Raw genomic sequence first — 15,873 nt, 5'->3', positions numbered from 1 at the left:
TTTATATGCCTTTAGACACTACTGAGAATAACTTTTTCTTTTTTAATATATCTATCAGGCGTGGTGATGATCCGATTTTTTCTATAAAAAATGGAGGGATTTGTTTGTTTCCACTATGGCTAATTTCAATCTACATAAATGAAACTAAAAAATACATGTTTTTTAAGGATTATGTCAAATATATTTTCCTGATTTCTTCTAATCAACACGCCTGATAATTTAATTGGACATTGAATTGTATTTTTCTGCTTTTTGGATAATTCTGTTGCCTTCAGTTGATCAGTTGCCTTCATTGTTAAATGCGTTCACTCAAAAGATCAAATTACACGCGTGTTGATTTGACAAAAATTAGGTTGTCTGTGGCGTAATTTTTGACAAAACCTGTATTTTTCGGACCATTTATATAGATCTTCGCTGCGGCTTGCTTGTTCCTTTTGTGTAGCACATATTCGATAAAAAAACAATCCAATGTCCTGCGGAAAGAGCGAATAAATCCTTTGAGAGAGCGAATAAATTGTCTCAAAGGGCGAATAAATACTTTATGGAGAAAATTGGATAATCAACGTACCTGATCAAATTATTTTTCTTTTTTTATGGAATTCTTCCTCATCGAATACTTCTATATCAACGAGGCGAGTACCGACTTTATAGAGGATGCTTTCAATTTCTTTTACAGTTTGCTGATTTGCTCCTTTATCAAGTGTAATTATCACTCGTCTTAAATACCAATCGTCATCGTCGATGGAGAAAACACATTGAACTGGCCATTTTTTTCGAATTAGTGAGAGTGTTTTGACGAGAATACCTTCAGCAACGGGAATTGCAATGGTTAAAGCGCAGCTTCCGGTTTTGTACCCCCAAGCCTCTTCTAACAGCTCAAATATTTTAGAGTGGGTAAGGATACCATAAAAATTGTCATATTCATCTATAACTGCAAGATAGGGAAGTCGTTTAATCTTGAAAAAAACTTTATAAAATGGACTTTCCATATTGATGGTCCCATCCTGATCGATCGCTAACTCTGCAATTTGCACATCTTGAGCACCATGTTTCTTTTGATATTCAAGGATATCAACTCTATATACATTGCCAATAAATTTTTCCATATTTTTATCTAAAACGGGGATACATCTATAACCGGAAGCATAAAGTTTCTCTAATACAGATGAAGCAAGATCCGTCTCCTTACAAAAAACAACTTCACTTTTTTTACATATCTTTGTTTGACAATCATGTCAGCTCCTCCTAAATAGTAGGCGATAATTTGTATCAGATCATACAGGCTACAGTATGTATGGGATTGAGCATATATTCGAAAAAACATCATACATTTTAGAGAAAATGATAGCCATTCTTTTAAATGCTATCTTATTTGCCTTTATGTGTAGGATTTTCTACTTTGTGCAGTATCGTGATTGATTTATTTTGGAAAGGATAGGATGATATGCTGAAGAAGATTGTGAAAGAACAATTTAAAAGGTTAGATTTACCGGTTATTGTGGCGCCTATGTTTTTAGTCTCTAGTATTGAACTCGTAGTAGAAGGGTGCAAATCAGGAGTGGTCACAACTTTCCCCGTATTAAATGCTAGAACAAGTGAGACTTTAGAAGAGTGGATGCAAGCGATTACAACACAATTAGCGGAAGCACAAAAAACAACTTCAAAGGTTGCGCCTTGGGGAGTTAATCTAATCGTGCATAAGTCTAATGATCGCTATGAGGCTGACATTAAACTGATCAAAAAATACCAACCACCAGTTGTTATTACATCGTTAGGAAAACCAACTGATATCACAAAAATCGTGCATGAATATGGCGGACTGGTATTCTCTGATGTCATTAGTATTCAACATGCTAAAAAAGCTGCGGAAGCAGGAATTGATGGACTTATTCTTGTCTGTAATGGTGCAGGTGGTCATGGTGGTACATTACATCCGATGGCATTTGTACACGAAGTAAAACAATTTTTCGATGGAATGGTCATTTTATCAGGTGCAATCACATATGGGCAAGATATTTTAGCTGCACAGGTAATAGGTGCTGATTTTGCTTATATGGGTACACGTTTTATCGCAACAAAAGAATCCTTAGCGAACAAAGCCTATAAAAAGATGCTGCTAGAAGCACAGGCAGGGGATATTATTTATACAGATAAACTTAGCGGTGTGCATGCAAACTTTCTTTTAAAAAGTATTTTAAATGCAGGTTTAGATCCAGCAACATTAGAAAAACCTAAACAACTAGAAATCTTACACAAGGCTGAAGGGGAGACCAAGGCCTGGAAAGATATCTGGAGTGCTGGACATGGAGTTGGTGGCATTCATGAAATATTGCCGGTTGCTGAGTTAGTTGAAAGGTTAAAGGCTGAGTATCATGAAAGTATTCAAAAAGTGGTCGAAAAGCAATAAGAAATGATTTATCCCATATTAACGGGAAGTATGATCCCCACATCGAAATACAACTAACAAGCGGAGAATTAGTGGGGATCACTGCAGTATGGATCCGATTGATTTTGATTCTACTCGTATACAGCGCGGATGAAGAAAATCTCACTTTATCTCACTTTAACGGGCAGTAAGACACCCATCTCAAGATATAGAGAGAAACGAGAAAGATAAATGGTGGACGGAGAAAACCACTGATAGAAGCTTCACTTTATTTTCTCTTCATCGTGCGCATCTTTTCTTTTGTATCTTTATCAATTTGTTTTGATTCAATAATTTTTTGGAGAGCTTTATTGTAAGTAAAATGATCTTGTGTACTTGTTTTCAAATAAGTTTCCGTTATTTCAGGAAATTTCATATAGCAAACAGAAATCGCCCATGCAACGGCCATTTGCGTATAGAATTTTTCATTTTGAATGGAGTCCAGTAACATTAAAGTTTTGTGGATAAACAATTCATCTATAAAATAGTTTAAAAGCATAACAGCTGCAAAACGAGCATTGTATTCTTCAGATGAAGCAGCATAAGACTGTAAAAATTGCCACATTTCATTTTGATGTTTTTTTGTTCCTTTTAGTCCTGTACAAAAACTATCGCAAACTGCCCAATTGTCAATATGCGGTATAAATTCTGCAATATATTTTAATTGCCATTCAAAATCTAACTTTGCATAGCCGATAACCATCCCCCTAAGCATTGTTTCTTCATAATAATCATCGTTCCAAGTGGATAAATATGTATGTACGTCCCCTTTCGCTAATTCTTTTGCGATTTTACGCATGGTAGGAAGACGAACACCGATAATCTTTTCTTTATCAACCGTTGGCAGTAATTTTGCATTAAATTCTTGATAGTTTAAATCTTGCCATTCAAATAAACGCTTTTGTATCATATTTTTCATTTCATCCCTCTTTTCATCTGTAACAACTAGAACTATGATCCCCATATCAAGAAACAAATCACAAACAAAGGATCTTCTTTCAGTATAGACCTGATTAATTTGTCTCGCCTAGTGAAAGTCTTCAACAATATGAATTTTTTCTTCATTTTAAATGAAGGAATCAATTTTATAATGCCAAATATAAAAAATCAGGCGTGTTGATTAGGCAGAAATTAGGGAATATTTTTGATATAATTCTTAAAAAAACATGTATTTTTCGTTCCATTTATGTAGATTGGAGCGGAGGCTTGCTCGACTCCCTCTTAAAATGTTGTTATATCAACGTTTGCTAGAGTTTTTTCGTGTGAAAAAAATTTTTTCTTGGCTAAGATAGAGTGAGACCCAGTTTGATATTCCCATTTGTTTAAATAAATAACAATGTCAGTGTACGCTACGCTAAAGTTAATTGGAAATGAATTAACTCTATTGCCATTATTTGATGCACATTAGATCTCTGCGATGCTTATGATGACGTACCCTCCCATGTCTCTTGGCGTCTAGCGCGTACATTCCTTCGTTCGGTCTATTCATAAGGCAGAGGCGGCTGGTTTGCTCCCGCTGGGACTCAAGGTCTATTGTCGTTTATAGCGCCTGCTTCTCTGTGTCATCTTATTGTCATGAATTTTCTTGAAGAAAAGTTACGCTAACGGTTCCAGACAAGTGAGGTCCTTCATCATGGTTTGCGCATCAAAGTACACCTTTTTCTGACAAAGCGCATGGGCGATTTTTAGTCATTTCCCACAAAGAACGACCATCGCTTCTTTCTTTCTCAATGGGTTATTAGGGCGTGTAATATAGTACTCGTACAAGGCTTGAAAGGCAACGTTATAACGAATCATGGGTAGAATGGCTCGAAATAAGAGGCCACGTAGTTTTCTTCTACCACGTTTAGAAATCTTCTTTTGTCCTTTATGTTGTCCTGAAGAGTTCTCTCGTAAAGTTAACCCCGCTAATTTTAATAATTGGCGTGGGTGCTTGTAATTTGTGAGAGGACCTGTTTCAGCTAGTAGTTCGACTACCGTATTTTCACCGACACCAGGGATAGACAGAAGATATTCGTAATCCGTCATTTCTTTAGCTAATTGTGTTAAACGCTCAGCTAACACCTCGTATTGTGCCTGTAATTGTCTGTATTGTTCGAGAAGACAGTGAATCTCGAAACGAGCCATTTCATGCCCTTCAGATAGGCCAATAGAGGTATGGGCATATTGTTGTAATTGTTTTATTTTTGGAGAAGAAGGATATTTTAATCCTTCTACTTGTCGATAGAGTTGTAATAATTCCTCTAAACTTTTATCTTGCATATCTGTTGGAAAAGGGGTTTGCTCCAGAACAGCTAAAGCATTTTTCCCTATTTCTTTAAAGACCCATTGAAATTCAGGGAAATAACGATCTGTCCAACGAATGATGCGATTTTTCAGTGCAGCTATATCTTCCTGCCATTTTAAGCGGAAAGAGGAGCCATTGCGAAGCTCTGCTTCCACGCCTTGTAGAATTCGTGGAAAACTGTATCGACCATCACGGATGAGTTGAGCAATGACACGGGCATCTTTCGCATCGTTTTTCGTTTGAAGGTTATCGTCCAATTCTTTGGTGCGACTGACATGCATCGGATTAACCATCACAAAAGGGATATCATTTACCATCAAAAAGTCCGCTAAGTTCATCCAATAGTGACCAGTGGGCTCAAAGCCAACAAGGATATTAGATTTAGCGTGTGTTGTCTGTAAAGTACCGATCCGCTGTAAAAAGTGCATAAATCCATCACTTGATTGATGAAAAGGAAACGATTTTTGTAACACGCGTCCACGATCATCCATCGCACAAGCATAGTGTTTACGCTTAGCAATATCAATTCCAATCACTAAAGTGTCTTCATTGACTTGATTAATTTTCTCATTCATATTACGATTCATATATGTCCTCCAGTAGATGTATGTGATTGATGTGATGGTTGATACACATGCATTCTACTAGAGGACATTTTTATTTGCAATACCTTGAAAACTTTCTAAACAGGAATGCTCCCGCGGAAAATGCGAGACAGTTGAGACCCTGCACGAGCGTAGCGAAGGAAGCGGCTCAGCGCTCGCCCGCAGGAAAGCGAGCAAGCCGTAGCGGAAATCAACGAATTCTCCCTATCTTCATGGAGAAAATTGGATAATCAACACGCCTGATAAAAAATATGAATATTTAAATGATCTTTTCTCAGGATTGTCGATTAAGAAAAAATATTTGGTGTCATTTTAAAAACATTGTATTTTTAGCTCTATTTATATAGATCAGGCTTGCTTAAGTCCTCGAAAATGCATACATATTTCATATGGTCCGCTCAGTGAGGTCCATTCAATATCCCACAAAAAAAGCAAGGACTGTGGCGTAAATCAGCGAATATTCTCTATTTTTGTGGGCAAAATTGGATCATCAACACATCTTAATTCATATGATAAAAAATTTTTATTAGCCATTAAAATGTTCTAAAAAGAATGAAAAATAACAAATTATTCATACTAAATGGGATTACATCGAGGAGAACATCAATAAATATGAAGAACAAAAAAAATCAACTATATATTATTTGGAGTGTCGTCATTCTATTTTTCCTTATGGTGATATTAAGCATTAATGTTATTCCGGACATACAAGAAGAGAGAAAAGATAAACGATATGTTTATCTAGGAAAAGATGCGCCAATTCCGTCACAACTAAATCCCATCGTAGAAGAAAGAAAAAATATATTAATAAACAAAGCAGCAAATCAAAAGATCGATGTTGTTATAACAGAAGGAATCCGAACATTTGAAAAACAAAAGCAATTGTATGAACAAGGAAGGACAACAACTGGAAATATCGTTACTCATAAAAAAGCAGGGGAGTCTTTTCATAATTATGGATTAGCATTCGATTATGCACTTTTGGATTCGAATGGTACTATCATTTGGGATATTGACTACGATGGCAATAAAAATGGGGAATCTGATTGGTTTGAAGTGGCAGATATGGCAAAGAAACTTGGATTCGATTGGGGTGGTGATTGGGAAGACTTTAAAGACTATCCACACCTACAAATGACATTTGGTCTTAAAATAGCCATGTTAAAAGAAGGATATCGCGTGAATGACCAAGTCGTTAGGAAAGAACTGAAAAAATACATTGGTTTTTATGAGCTTTTGCCAAAACATATGCTTAACGAAATAAATAGGCATATTTATTGGTGAAAATAGTGTTTAATATTTAATTTTAACCCCATTTATATAGATCTTCGTTGCGGCTTGCTCGAGTTCTCGAAAATGCATGCGCATTTCTGCGTAAGGTGTGGATTCAGGAAGTCAATTCAATGACCGCGGGAACAGCGAGATAGGTGGAGATCCCACGCAGCGAAGCGAGGAGGCTCACCGGCTCGCCCACAGGAAAGCGAGCAAGCTGTAGCAGAAATCAAAAAGCTATCTATAAGCATAGGAAATCTACTGGCTTATAGATAGCACCAACCTATTTTGATAATTCTAAATGCTTTCGTAATTCTGAGGAAATTTCTTTTAATTCATTTTCATCCATTTTGTAATACCAAATTCCATTAATGATTTCACCGCCGCCTTTTTCAAAACGCAACTGATCAATATGAGTAATCGAATCTTTATAATTTTTTTGAAGCTTCATGATTTCCGAGAAGGTTAAATTTGTTTGAACATTGTTTCCTAATGAGTTAAAAATATCTTGATAATTAAACAAACTATCTACAGAAACAGCTTCTTCAATAATTCCTGATATCAATTGTCTTTGTCGCTCTTGTCTTCCAAAGTCACCTTCAGGGTCATCATGTCGATTACGAACATACGCAAGAGCTCCTTTACCATCCAATTGATTTTCACCAATTTTGAATTGATAACCATTTTGTTCAAAAGCACGTTTACTATTAACCGTTATTCCCCCAACTGCGTCAATCATATCTGAAAACCCGTCCATATTGATCTCACCAACATAATCAATAGGAATATTCAACAACTGTTCCACAGAATCCATGGCCATTTTGATGCCACCAAATGCATAGGCATGATTTAATTTGTCATACGAATGATGACCAACAATTTCAGTATATGTATCTCTAGGAATACTAAGCATCTTTGTATCTTTTGAATTTGGATTTACTGTCAAAACAATGATTGTATCGGATCTCCCATTTTCACCACTACGTCCATCGACACCCAAAAGCAATATTGAAAAAGGATCTTTTCTTTCGAAATTTACTTTTTTGATACGATGTTTTGATTGATCGCGGTCGATATTAATATGTGTTTTTTCCATATTAGACATAAAACTGTTATACATACTGAATGCTACTCCACTGATGCCAAGTGCGAGCACAACAACAATCCCTACGATCCATTTCCATATCTTTCTTTTTTTCCTTTTTTGAAATCTTCTACTTTCTACAGCCATTGTGTGCCTCCGTATAATATTTGTAAATTGTTGCCATGAAATCTTTATGAAAAAATGATTTTATTCATTTTTTTCATAATAGGGGCTTCTTTTAAAATAGACTACTTTATGAAAAAAAGAAGAGGTAATTAATAAAATTAATAATAATTTACAAACCATTAATAATAAAGAATCATTGGCTTAACAAAATATGTAAAGTGTTGTGCTACAATTAACGCGTAACCAAATAATTAGAACAATAGTTCGAATCTTATCTTCAAGGGTTATTTAGAAAGGTTAGCTAGGAGGATGCTCAAATTGTCTAAATCTAGGATCTTGATCATCACGCAAAATTTTTACCCTGAAATCGGTAGTCATGCCAATCGGATGACAAATCTATTTCAGCTATTAAAACAAGAAGGGTATGATGTATCGGTTTTAACAACTGAACCGTCCTATCCAAATAAGCATATATATGAAGACAAGAAATTTTGGGATAACAAGTCTTTAGATAATGAAGAGAAAATCCACCGAGTGAAAGTGAAAAATAGAAAGTATGCTTTGAATATGTTGAATCGTTTAATCCATTACCTAGAAATATCGATGAAAATGCTTCTATTTATTCTCTTTCAAAAACAAAAATTTGATATTGTCCTTGTTACGACGCCAGCAATTTTTATCGCATTTGTTGGTCTCATTGCAAAACTGAGGTATAGGGCAAAATTTATATTGGACGTTCGAGATTTATGGCCAGAATCCTTAAAGGGAGTAGGCGTATTTGATAACGCATTAATCATCAAGTTTTTCTCGCTTTTAGAAATCTTCTTATATAAGAAATCGAATCACATCATTATCAACAGTATCGGTTTTAAAGATTATATAGTGAAAAAGGCGAAGATCAATCCAGATAAAATCACCTATTTACCAAATGCGGCTCGTTTATATGAATTACAGCCAGCCTATAAATTCCATAAAAATTTTCGGGTTATTTATACAGGGAATATAGGACTTGCTCAAGATGTTGAATTTCTAAAAGATCTCATTCGAAAATTAGATAAACAGCATATTCAAATCACGATTGTTGGATATGGACAAAAGAAAAACGATTTGATCCATTTTATAAAAGAAAACAGATTACACAATGTTTCAATCGTAAATCCAACCACAAGGGCAGAGTGCTTGGCATTAAATGCAAAACATGATGTGGGCATTCTTTCGTTAAACAACAATGAAGTATTTGAAACTGTGCTGCCGGGTAAGTTAATCGATTATATGATGAGCGGCATTCCAGTTGTAGCTGCTGTTTCAGGTTATTCCAAAGAGATTATAGAAACATATCAAACAGGCTTTGTTTCAGAAAAACGAGACGCTTACGAAATTGTCAAAAAGATTTTGCTATTGAAATATAATCCAGATTTACGAGAAAAAACAGCAAGTAATGGCTTGAAATTGATCCAATCACATTTTATATGGGAAAAAAATATCAAAATTTTAACTTCTTTACTAAAAGAAGAACCAAGTGCAGAACCCATACCATTATTAAAACGAATAGATAAGGACATCAAATTATGAAAAAGAATGTATGCATGTTTGTTTGGAATCATTTTACCAATGATGCTAGAGTACTTCGAGAATGCACGACTCTATCAGAGAAGGGCTATAAGGTTGATCTTATTTGTATACATGATCCAAATGATCCTGACATGAAATATGTTGAAAAAAGAAATGACAATTTTAATGTATATAGGGTTAGAAGATATCCGATTATGTTCACCGTACTCCAATTTTGTATAAAAAATAAGCTGGTAGGTAGTGTTGCACTTGTCTTATGGCTGTTCTTAGCCTATCTTTTCCCATTTATCATTATTCCACTTACATTACTTGGGGGAATAATCATTAAGACAAGACTCAAAACAGTGGTCGTAAGAGGCTGCATTATCATCCGAATGATTTTAAAAGGTCGAATGAAAAATTATGATATATACCATTCCAATGATTTAAACACATTACCACAAGGTTATATATGTGCAAAGTGGAGATTAAGAAGAAAACCATTAATTTATGATTCACATGAAGTTCAAACGAGTAGAACTGGATATGATAGCTCAATATACGCGAAAATGGAAAAGTTTTTTATCCGAAAAATGGATTCTATGATTGTTGAAAATCACACAAGAGCAAAATACAACGAAGTTTTATATGGGTTTTATCCAAATGTAGTGCATAATTATCCATTCATACAAAAAGAAGTTTTCAATCATAAAATCGATCTTCATGAGATTCTGCATTTGCCGGAAAATGAAAAAATCTTGCTATATCAAGGTGGCATACAGGCAGGAAGAGGATTAGATAAATTAATCAAAGCAGTGCCAATGTTTAATGAGGGAACGCTTGTCCTTATAGGGGATGGACGTATAAAACCAGACTTGGAGAAAATGGTCAAGGACATGAATCTTGAAGAAAAGGTCAAATTCTTACCCAAAGTACCATTGGAAGAGTTGCCTCAATATACGAAGAATGCCTATCTTGGATTTCAAGTGTTGAACAATATAAATTACAACCATTACTCAGCTTCATCCAATAAATTATTCGAATATATGATGGCAGGGATACCGGTTGTTGCTTGTAATTTTCCTGAGATTCGAAGGGTCGTTGAAGGAGAAGAAACGGGAATCTGTATAGACTCACATAAACCGCAAGAAATTGCAGACGCTGTCAACAAATTGCTTGAAAATCAAGCATTACGAACTCGATATAGTGAAAATAGTAGAAAGGCTAGCAAATTGTTCAATTGGGAAAAAGAAAAAGAATTGTTTGTGAATGTATATGCCAAAGTATCTTAAAAGCTATCAATTTTACAACTAGGAGTGCTAATTTTGGAATTAAAAACGGAAGACTTATCGAGAGAATTGGAGTCTCTTAGACGATTACTATTACAAGAAAAAAAAGAAAAAGTAATGATTCAAGAAGAACTTTTACGAATGTATATTCAAGAAGAACATCTATTAAGTTCATATCAAAAATTACATTCAAAACATTATGCAATCAGTCATTCGAAGCTTGGAAGACTGACCTATGTTTATTGGCGAGTTTTAAAAAGAATTAAGCGAGGCAAAAGAAATGCAAACATCAAAAATTGAAGAACAATTGAGAGAGATTCAATCACGTAAACAACAACTTGAAGATGCCATTAAGAGAGAAAAGTATGAAATTGATTATTTTAAGGAAAATGGCATTCTACCTGAAAGTATTCCTGAAGAGTCATTATTTCTATATGAAATTCAAACAGCACCACTAAAAACAACCAAACAAGAATACTTGGATTATCGTGATGAAGTAGCAGATTTGCATTATTTTGATCGTATAAAACCATTACTGGACAATATCCCTGAAAGTAATGGCAGTAGATATTACAATAAGTATTCCATGCAGGTTGGGATTATTGCAGATGAATTTTTGTACCAATCTTATAAAGATGTGGCCAATTTCATCCCTATTACTCGCGATAATTATCAGTCTTATAAGGACCAATTAGATTTCTTGTTTGTAGTGACGACTTGGAAGGGGTTAGATGGTAGCTGGACGGGTTTAGCCAATGATAAGTCTCAAAAGAGAAAAGACTTATATAAGGTAATTCAATATTTTAAAAAAAATCACGTCAAAACAGTATTTTACTCGAAAGAAGACCCTGTCAATTATGAAAAATTTATCGGGATCGCCAAGAAATGTGATTATGTTTTTACAACAGCAAAAGAAAAAGTGGAAAGCTATAAAAAAGCTTGCAAGCACCAAAAAGTTTTCGTCTTGGAATTTGGTATCAATCCACTTTACCATAATCCAATTGGTATCCGAAACCATCCAAAGAGTAAAGATGTGTTTTTTGCAGGATCATGGCTGAACAAATATCCCGAAAGGCAAAGGGAAACAATTGATATTTTCGAGGGTGTAAAAAGTGCGAATCGAGATCTAAAAATCATCGATCGAAATTTTCATTTAAATAATTTAAATTATTTCTTCCCACAAGAGTATTTAGAATATGTGTCGCCAGCCATTGAACATCAATATCTTCAAAAAGTGCATAAGCTTTATGATTGGGCGATTAACTTAAACTCTGTGAAGTTTAGTGAAACGATGTTTGCCAATCGAATTTATGAGCTGCAAGCTATCGGTAATATTATTATTTCAAATTATAGTGTTGGCGTGAACGATAAATTTCCAAATGTCTTTATTGTGAATAGTCAGCAGGAGGTCAAAGATATATTAAATGAATTTACAGATGAAGAAGTGTATAAGCATCAAGTAATAGGAATCCGAAATGTCATGTCTTCCTACACAACATTTGAAAGATTCAATGGGTTATTAGAAAAAATTGAAATGGAAAAACAAGTATCCTTGAAAAAAGCTTTGGTCGTAGCAGATCAATTGAATGACGAAGTGATCAAAAATTTTGAGAATCAATCCTATGAAGAAAAAGCTTTAATCGCTGAAGCAGATTTCAATGATGAGATTCGAGCACAATACGATATCATTGCTTTCTTCCGTTCAGGTTATCAATACGAAGAATATTATTTAGAAGATATGATCAACGGTTTTAAATATACAGATTCAGATTATATTACGAAAAACAGCTATTACGAGGGAAACAAATTAGTAGAAGGGTTAGAACACATGTACGTGAATGAAATTCAAGATAAATATAAAACCGTGTTTTGGTCTGAAGCTTTTGCTACCGACGAATTGCTCAAAATGCCTACTCATTACAAACGACAATATGGGTATTGCATTGACCATTTTGAACTCAACACAAACAGCAAAGAATGCTTGCAGCAAGGGTTGATAGATGATCGTCAATATGAATTATCTGTAATTGTTCCTGTTTATAACAACGGCAAATACTTGTTGAACAAATGTTTTAATAGCTTAAAAAGAAGCAGCATTTTTGACAAGATGGAAATTATCTTAGTAGATGATGGATCCACTGATGAGGAAACTATTAGCACGATACGTCGAATTGCAGAGTCAAATACGAATGTTATGACTTATTTCTTCCCGAAAGGAGGAAGTGGTAGTGCATCAAGGGCAAGAAATCGAGGTGTCGAACTAGCAAGTTGTGAATATATAACGTATTTAGATCCGGATAATGAAGCGATCAACGATGGATATGCGAAATTATTGCAATTGCTAAAAAGGAATCCTGATATAGACATGGCAATTGGCAATATGGTCAAATTTGATAACAAAAAAATTAGTTATTTCAAATACTATCAAACGGTTACAGACGTGATTCATAGTAAGGTCATTCAAAATCCGAAGCAGCTATTGATCGATACAGAACTGAGAACTCAAAGTATCCAAGCATTGATCGTCAAGCGAAAGATCATTATGGATAATCACTTGAAGATGGTAGAAAATGCTGGCGGACAAGATACACTGTTTTTCCAAGAGCTGTTATTGCATTCAACGAAGGCAGCAGTACTCGATCTGGATATTCACATCTATTATGCAGCAGTTTCAGGATCTGTTACAAATACGATAACAAAAAAGTTTTTTCATAAATATTACACATTAGAAAAAGAGAGATTACCATTTTTAAAGAAAAATGAATTGCTCGATTTATATATGGATAAACGATTCAACTTTTACTTCAAAAATTGGTATTTGATCCGCATTAAACGGATTGGAGATGAGGATCTAAAAGAGGCGATCGATATTCTCTATCAAATTTATTCTTTATACAAAGAATTCATAGTTAAAAATTCAATAGAAGGTGAAAAATTCGAAGCTTTCTATAAAAAAGGAAAGTACAAGAAAATAGCAAAATACTTCACCAGAATATAGATTCAGAAAAATTTGAATTTTTATTTGAAAGGGGTGATGCGAGAAGGCTAACGTTTTTTCATCAGTTTAAGCAATTGCTTTTCAATATATAGGTTGCGATAAAAAAGAAAACTAAAAATCTACTCGAAAATTGGAGGAAATTAAAATGAAACTATGTACGATCGGTCTTGGATATATCGGATTACCAACCTCTATCATGTTTGCCAAACATCATGTAAATGTTGTAGGTGTTGATGTGAAAAAAGAAGCTGTGGATTCACTAAATCATGGAAAAATCCATTTAGAAGAACCGGGTTTGCAAGAAGCTTTGGAAGAAGTTATTTCAATGGGGACGTTTAAAGCTTCCTATGAACCTGAAAAAGCTGATGCATTTATCATTTCAGTTCCAACACCCAATTGTAATGACCAATATAAATCCTGTGATTTAACATATGTATTGAGTGCAGTACGCTCTATAATCCCTTATATTGAAAAAGGCAATACGATCATTGTTGAATCAACCATCGCACCTCGCAGTATGGACGATTTTGTTAAGCCTTTAGTTGAGAAAGCAGGATTTGTGGTCGGTGAAGATATTTTCCTTGTACACTGCCCTGAAAGAGTTTTACCAGGTCAAATTCTTCAAGAATTAGTGTTTAATAACCGAATTGTTGGAGGTATTACACCTGCATGTACAGAAGCTGGTGTTAAAGTATATAGTACTTTCGTTCAAGGGGAAATTATTAGAACGGATGCAAAAACAGCTGAAATGTCTAAACTGATGGAAAATACATTTAGAGATGTGAATATTGCACTTGCAAATGAATTAGCAAAAGTATGTAATGAGTTGGAAATCAACGCACTTGATGTGATCGAAATGGCCAATAAACATCCTCGCGTAAATTTGCATACTCCTGGACCTGGGGTTGGAGGACATTGTCTAGCAGTTGATCCATATTTTATCGTAGCAAAAGCTCCCAAAACAGCCCAACTTATTAGCCTTTCTCGTACGATCAACACATCTATGCCACAATTTGTTGTAGATAATGTTAAACAATTAATGAAAAGTGAAAATGGAAAAATCGTCACCGTTTTTGGTTTAACTTATAAAGGAAATGTTGATGATATTCGTGAAAGCCCAGCTTTAGAAATTTACCATATGCTACAAGCGCAAAGCGACTTTGAAGTTCGTGCATATGATCCACATGTAAAAGAGGAATGGGTCATGAAAGATTTTGATCAAGCGGTAAAAGACTCAGATTTAATCGTTATATTATCAGATCATGATGAATTCAAACAATTTAGCGATTCTATGTTAGCGAATATGTCCAATAAAAGAATTTTTGATACGAAAAACGTTGTAAAAGTGTTACCACAAGATGTTAACTATATGAACTATGGCAATCTCTACAAATATACAAATAATAAGGAAACATCTCTTGTATGAACTTCGCATGGCAAGTATTGAAAGAACAATTTCTTCATTTTAACTTAATAGTTAGACTTAGTTTATATGAAGAAAAAGGAAAATATACAATGCACTATTTTGGGATGCTATGGCAAATCTTGAATCCATTCATTCAAATAATGGTGTATTGGCTTATCTTTGGTCTTGGTATAAGAAAGGGATCACCAGTTGATGGTACGCCATTTTTCCTTTGGTTGATCATAGGACTTGTACCATGGCTATATATTAGCCGAACGATTGTTCAAGCATCTAATAGTGTATTTGCAAAGGTTAGTTTAGTATCAAAAATGCATTTTCCAGTTAGCGTATTACCAAGTATTAAAATTGTAGGAAATTCACTTTCATTATTCCCAATGATCGTGATTACAATTGTAATTGCTTGCTTTTATGACATATTTTCAGGTCTATACCTGCTACAATTATTCTACTATCTAGCATGCTTATATCTGTTTCTATTTGCGATCACACTATTGTTATCGACACTTACAACGATTATTCGAGATGTTCAAATGATGGTACAATCGGTTGTGCGATTGATGATGTTTTTTTTACCTATTGTTTGGAATGTCCATAACTTTCCTACCTTTTTTGTGAATATACTAAAACTAAATCCACTATTTTATATTATCGAAGGTTTTAGATATTCCATTTTAGGTGGACAATGGTTTTTTGAAGATGGCGCCTATACGCTGTATTTTTGGAGTATCAGTTTGCTGATACTGACAATCGGAGCTTATTTGCATATTAAATTCCGAAACAAATTTGTTGATTATTTATAATCGGAGGAAA

General features: G+C 34.5%; 11 protein-coding genes and 1 pseudogene. 8 read left to right on the top strand and 4 right to left on the bottom strand.

Going from position 1 to position 15,873, the window contains the following annotated elements:
• Positions 1-572 precede the first annotated feature (572 nt).
• On the bottom strand, positions 573-1,217 hold the full coding sequence (gene cbpA, locus FEZ13_RS04810; protein WP_255473129.1) for a cyclic di-AMP binding protein CbpA: 645 nt from the start codon (positions 1,215-1,217) through the stop codon (positions 573-575).
• Between the two features lie 227 nt (positions 1,218-1,444).
• Between cbpA and FEZ13_RS04805 the strand changes: the two genes are divergently transcribed.
• Complete coding sequence (locus FEZ13_RS04805; protein WP_146551671.1) at positions 1,445-2,407, top strand: NAD(P)H-dependent flavin oxidoreductase; 963 nt, start codon at positions 1,445-1,447, stop codon at positions 2,405-2,407.
• 247 nt (positions 2,408-2,654) lie between these two features.
• Here FEZ13_RS04805 and FEZ13_RS04800 read toward each other — a convergent pair whose 3' ends face one another.
• On the bottom strand, positions 2,655-3,344 hold the full coding sequence (locus tag FEZ13_RS04800; protein ID WP_146551670.1) for a DNA alkylation repair protein: 690 nt from the start codon (positions 3,342-3,344) through the stop codon (positions 2,655-2,657).
• A 677-nt stretch (positions 3,345-4,021) separates the two neighbouring features.
• A pseudogene (locus FEZ13_RS04795) lies at positions 4,022-5,299 on the bottom strand (IS110 family RNA-guided transposase).
• A 630-nt stretch (positions 5,300-5,929) separates the two neighbouring features.
• Between FEZ13_RS04795 and FEZ13_RS04790 the strand changes: the two are divergent.
• Positions 5,930-6,601 carry a M15 family metallopeptidase gene (locus tag FEZ13_RS04790; RefSeq protein ID WP_146551669.1) on the top strand — a complete coding sequence of 224 codons (672 nt, stop codon included), beginning with the start codon at positions 5,930-5,932 and terminating at the stop codon, positions 6,599-6,601.
• A 271-nt stretch (positions 6,602-6,872) separates the two neighbouring features.
• On the opposite strand, the gene FEZ13_RS04785 is transcribed toward FEZ13_RS04790, so the two are convergent.
• The gene (locus FEZ13_RS04785) at positions 6,873-7,820 is read right to left on the bottom strand and encodes an LCP family glycopolymer transferase (RefSeq protein ID WP_146548810.1); all 948 of its coding nucleotides are present in this window, start codon (positions 7,818-7,820) and stop codon (positions 6,873-6,875) included.
• 297 nt (positions 7,821-8,117) lie between these two features.
• Here FEZ13_RS04785 and FEZ13_RS04780 point away from each other — a divergent pair, with 297 nt between their 5' ends.
• The 6 genes from FEZ13_RS04780 (at position 8,118) to FEZ13_RS04755 (ending at position 15,863) form a co-directional block, all read left to right on the top strand.
• Entirely contained in the window at positions 8,118-9,371 is a 1,254-nt protein-coding gene (locus FEZ13_RS04780) for a glycosyltransferase family 4 protein (protein ID WP_255473047.1), read from the top strand.
• Positions 9,365-10,642 carry a glycosyltransferase gene (locus FEZ13_RS04775; RefSeq protein ID WP_255473128.1) on the top strand — a complete coding sequence of 426 codons (1,278 nt, stop codon included), beginning with the start codon at positions 9,365-9,367 and terminating at the stop codon, positions 10,640-10,642. Before FEZ13_RS04780 ends, FEZ13_RS04775 begins: the two co-directional genes overlap by 7 nt.
• A 33-nt stretch (positions 10,643-10,675) precedes the next feature.
• Complete coding sequence (locus tag FEZ13_RS04770) at positions 10,676-10,939, top strand: hypothetical protein (RefSeq protein WP_146548807.1); 264 nt, start codon at positions 10,676-10,678, stop codon at positions 10,937-10,939.
• The gene (locus FEZ13_RS04765; protein WP_146551666.1) at positions 10,920-13,637 is read left to right on the top strand and encodes a glycosyltransferase; all 2,718 of its coding nucleotides are present in this window, start codon (positions 10,920-10,922) and stop codon (positions 13,635-13,637) included. Before FEZ13_RS04770 ends, FEZ13_RS04765 begins: the two co-directional genes overlap by 20 nt.
• A 145-nt stretch (positions 13,638-13,782) precedes the next feature.
• Positions 13,783-15,063 carry a nucleotide sugar dehydrogenase gene (locus FEZ13_RS04760; protein WP_146548805.1) on the top strand — a complete coding sequence of 427 codons (1,281 nt, stop codon included), beginning with the start codon at positions 13,783-13,785 and terminating at the stop codon, positions 15,061-15,063.
• On the top strand, positions 15,060-15,863 hold the full coding sequence (locus tag FEZ13_RS04755) for an ABC transporter permease (protein WP_146548804.1): 804 nt from the start codon (positions 15,060-15,062) through the stop codon (positions 15,861-15,863). The genes FEZ13_RS04760 and FEZ13_RS04755 overlap by 4 nt, the downstream gene beginning before the upstream one ends.
• Positions 15,864-15,873 lie beyond the last annotated feature (10 nt).

It is taken from the genome of Rummeliibacillus sp. SL167, from assembly GCF_007896505.1.
GTDB lineage: Bacteria > Bacillota > Bacilli > Bacillales_A > Planococcaceae > Rummeliibacillus > Rummeliibacillus suwonensis.
Note: the sequence above shows the minus strand (reverse complement) of the source record. Positions and strands in the feature narration are given on the sequence as shown.

Coding starts and splice junctions, on each gene's coding strand:
- FEZ13_RS04805 (WP_146551671.1), top strand. CDS start 1,445: ATGCTGAAGAAGATTGTGAAAGAACAATTTAAAAGGTTAGATTTACCG.
- FEZ13_RS04800 (WP_146551670.1), bottom strand. CDS start 3,344: ATGAAAAATATGATACAAAAGCGTTTATTTGAATGGCAAGATTTAAAC.
- FEZ13_RS04790 (WP_146551669.1), top strand. CDS start 5,930: ATGAAGAACAAAAAAAATCAACTATATATTATTTGGAGTGTCGTCATT.
- FEZ13_RS04785 (WP_146548810.1), bottom strand. CDS start 7,820: ATGGCTGTAGAAAGTAGAAGATTTCAAAAAAGGAAAAAAAGAAAGATA.
- FEZ13_RS04765 (WP_146551666.1), top strand. CDS start 10,920: ATGCAAACATCAAAAATTGAAGAACAATTGAGAGAGATTCAATCACGT.
- FEZ13_RS04760 (WP_146548805.1), top strand. CDS start 13,783: ATGAAACTATGTACGATCGGTCTTGGATATATCGGATTACCAACCTCT.
- FEZ13_RS04755 (WP_146548804.1), top strand. CDS start 15,060: ATGAACTTCGCATGGCAAGTATTGAAAGAACAATTTCTTCATTTTAAC.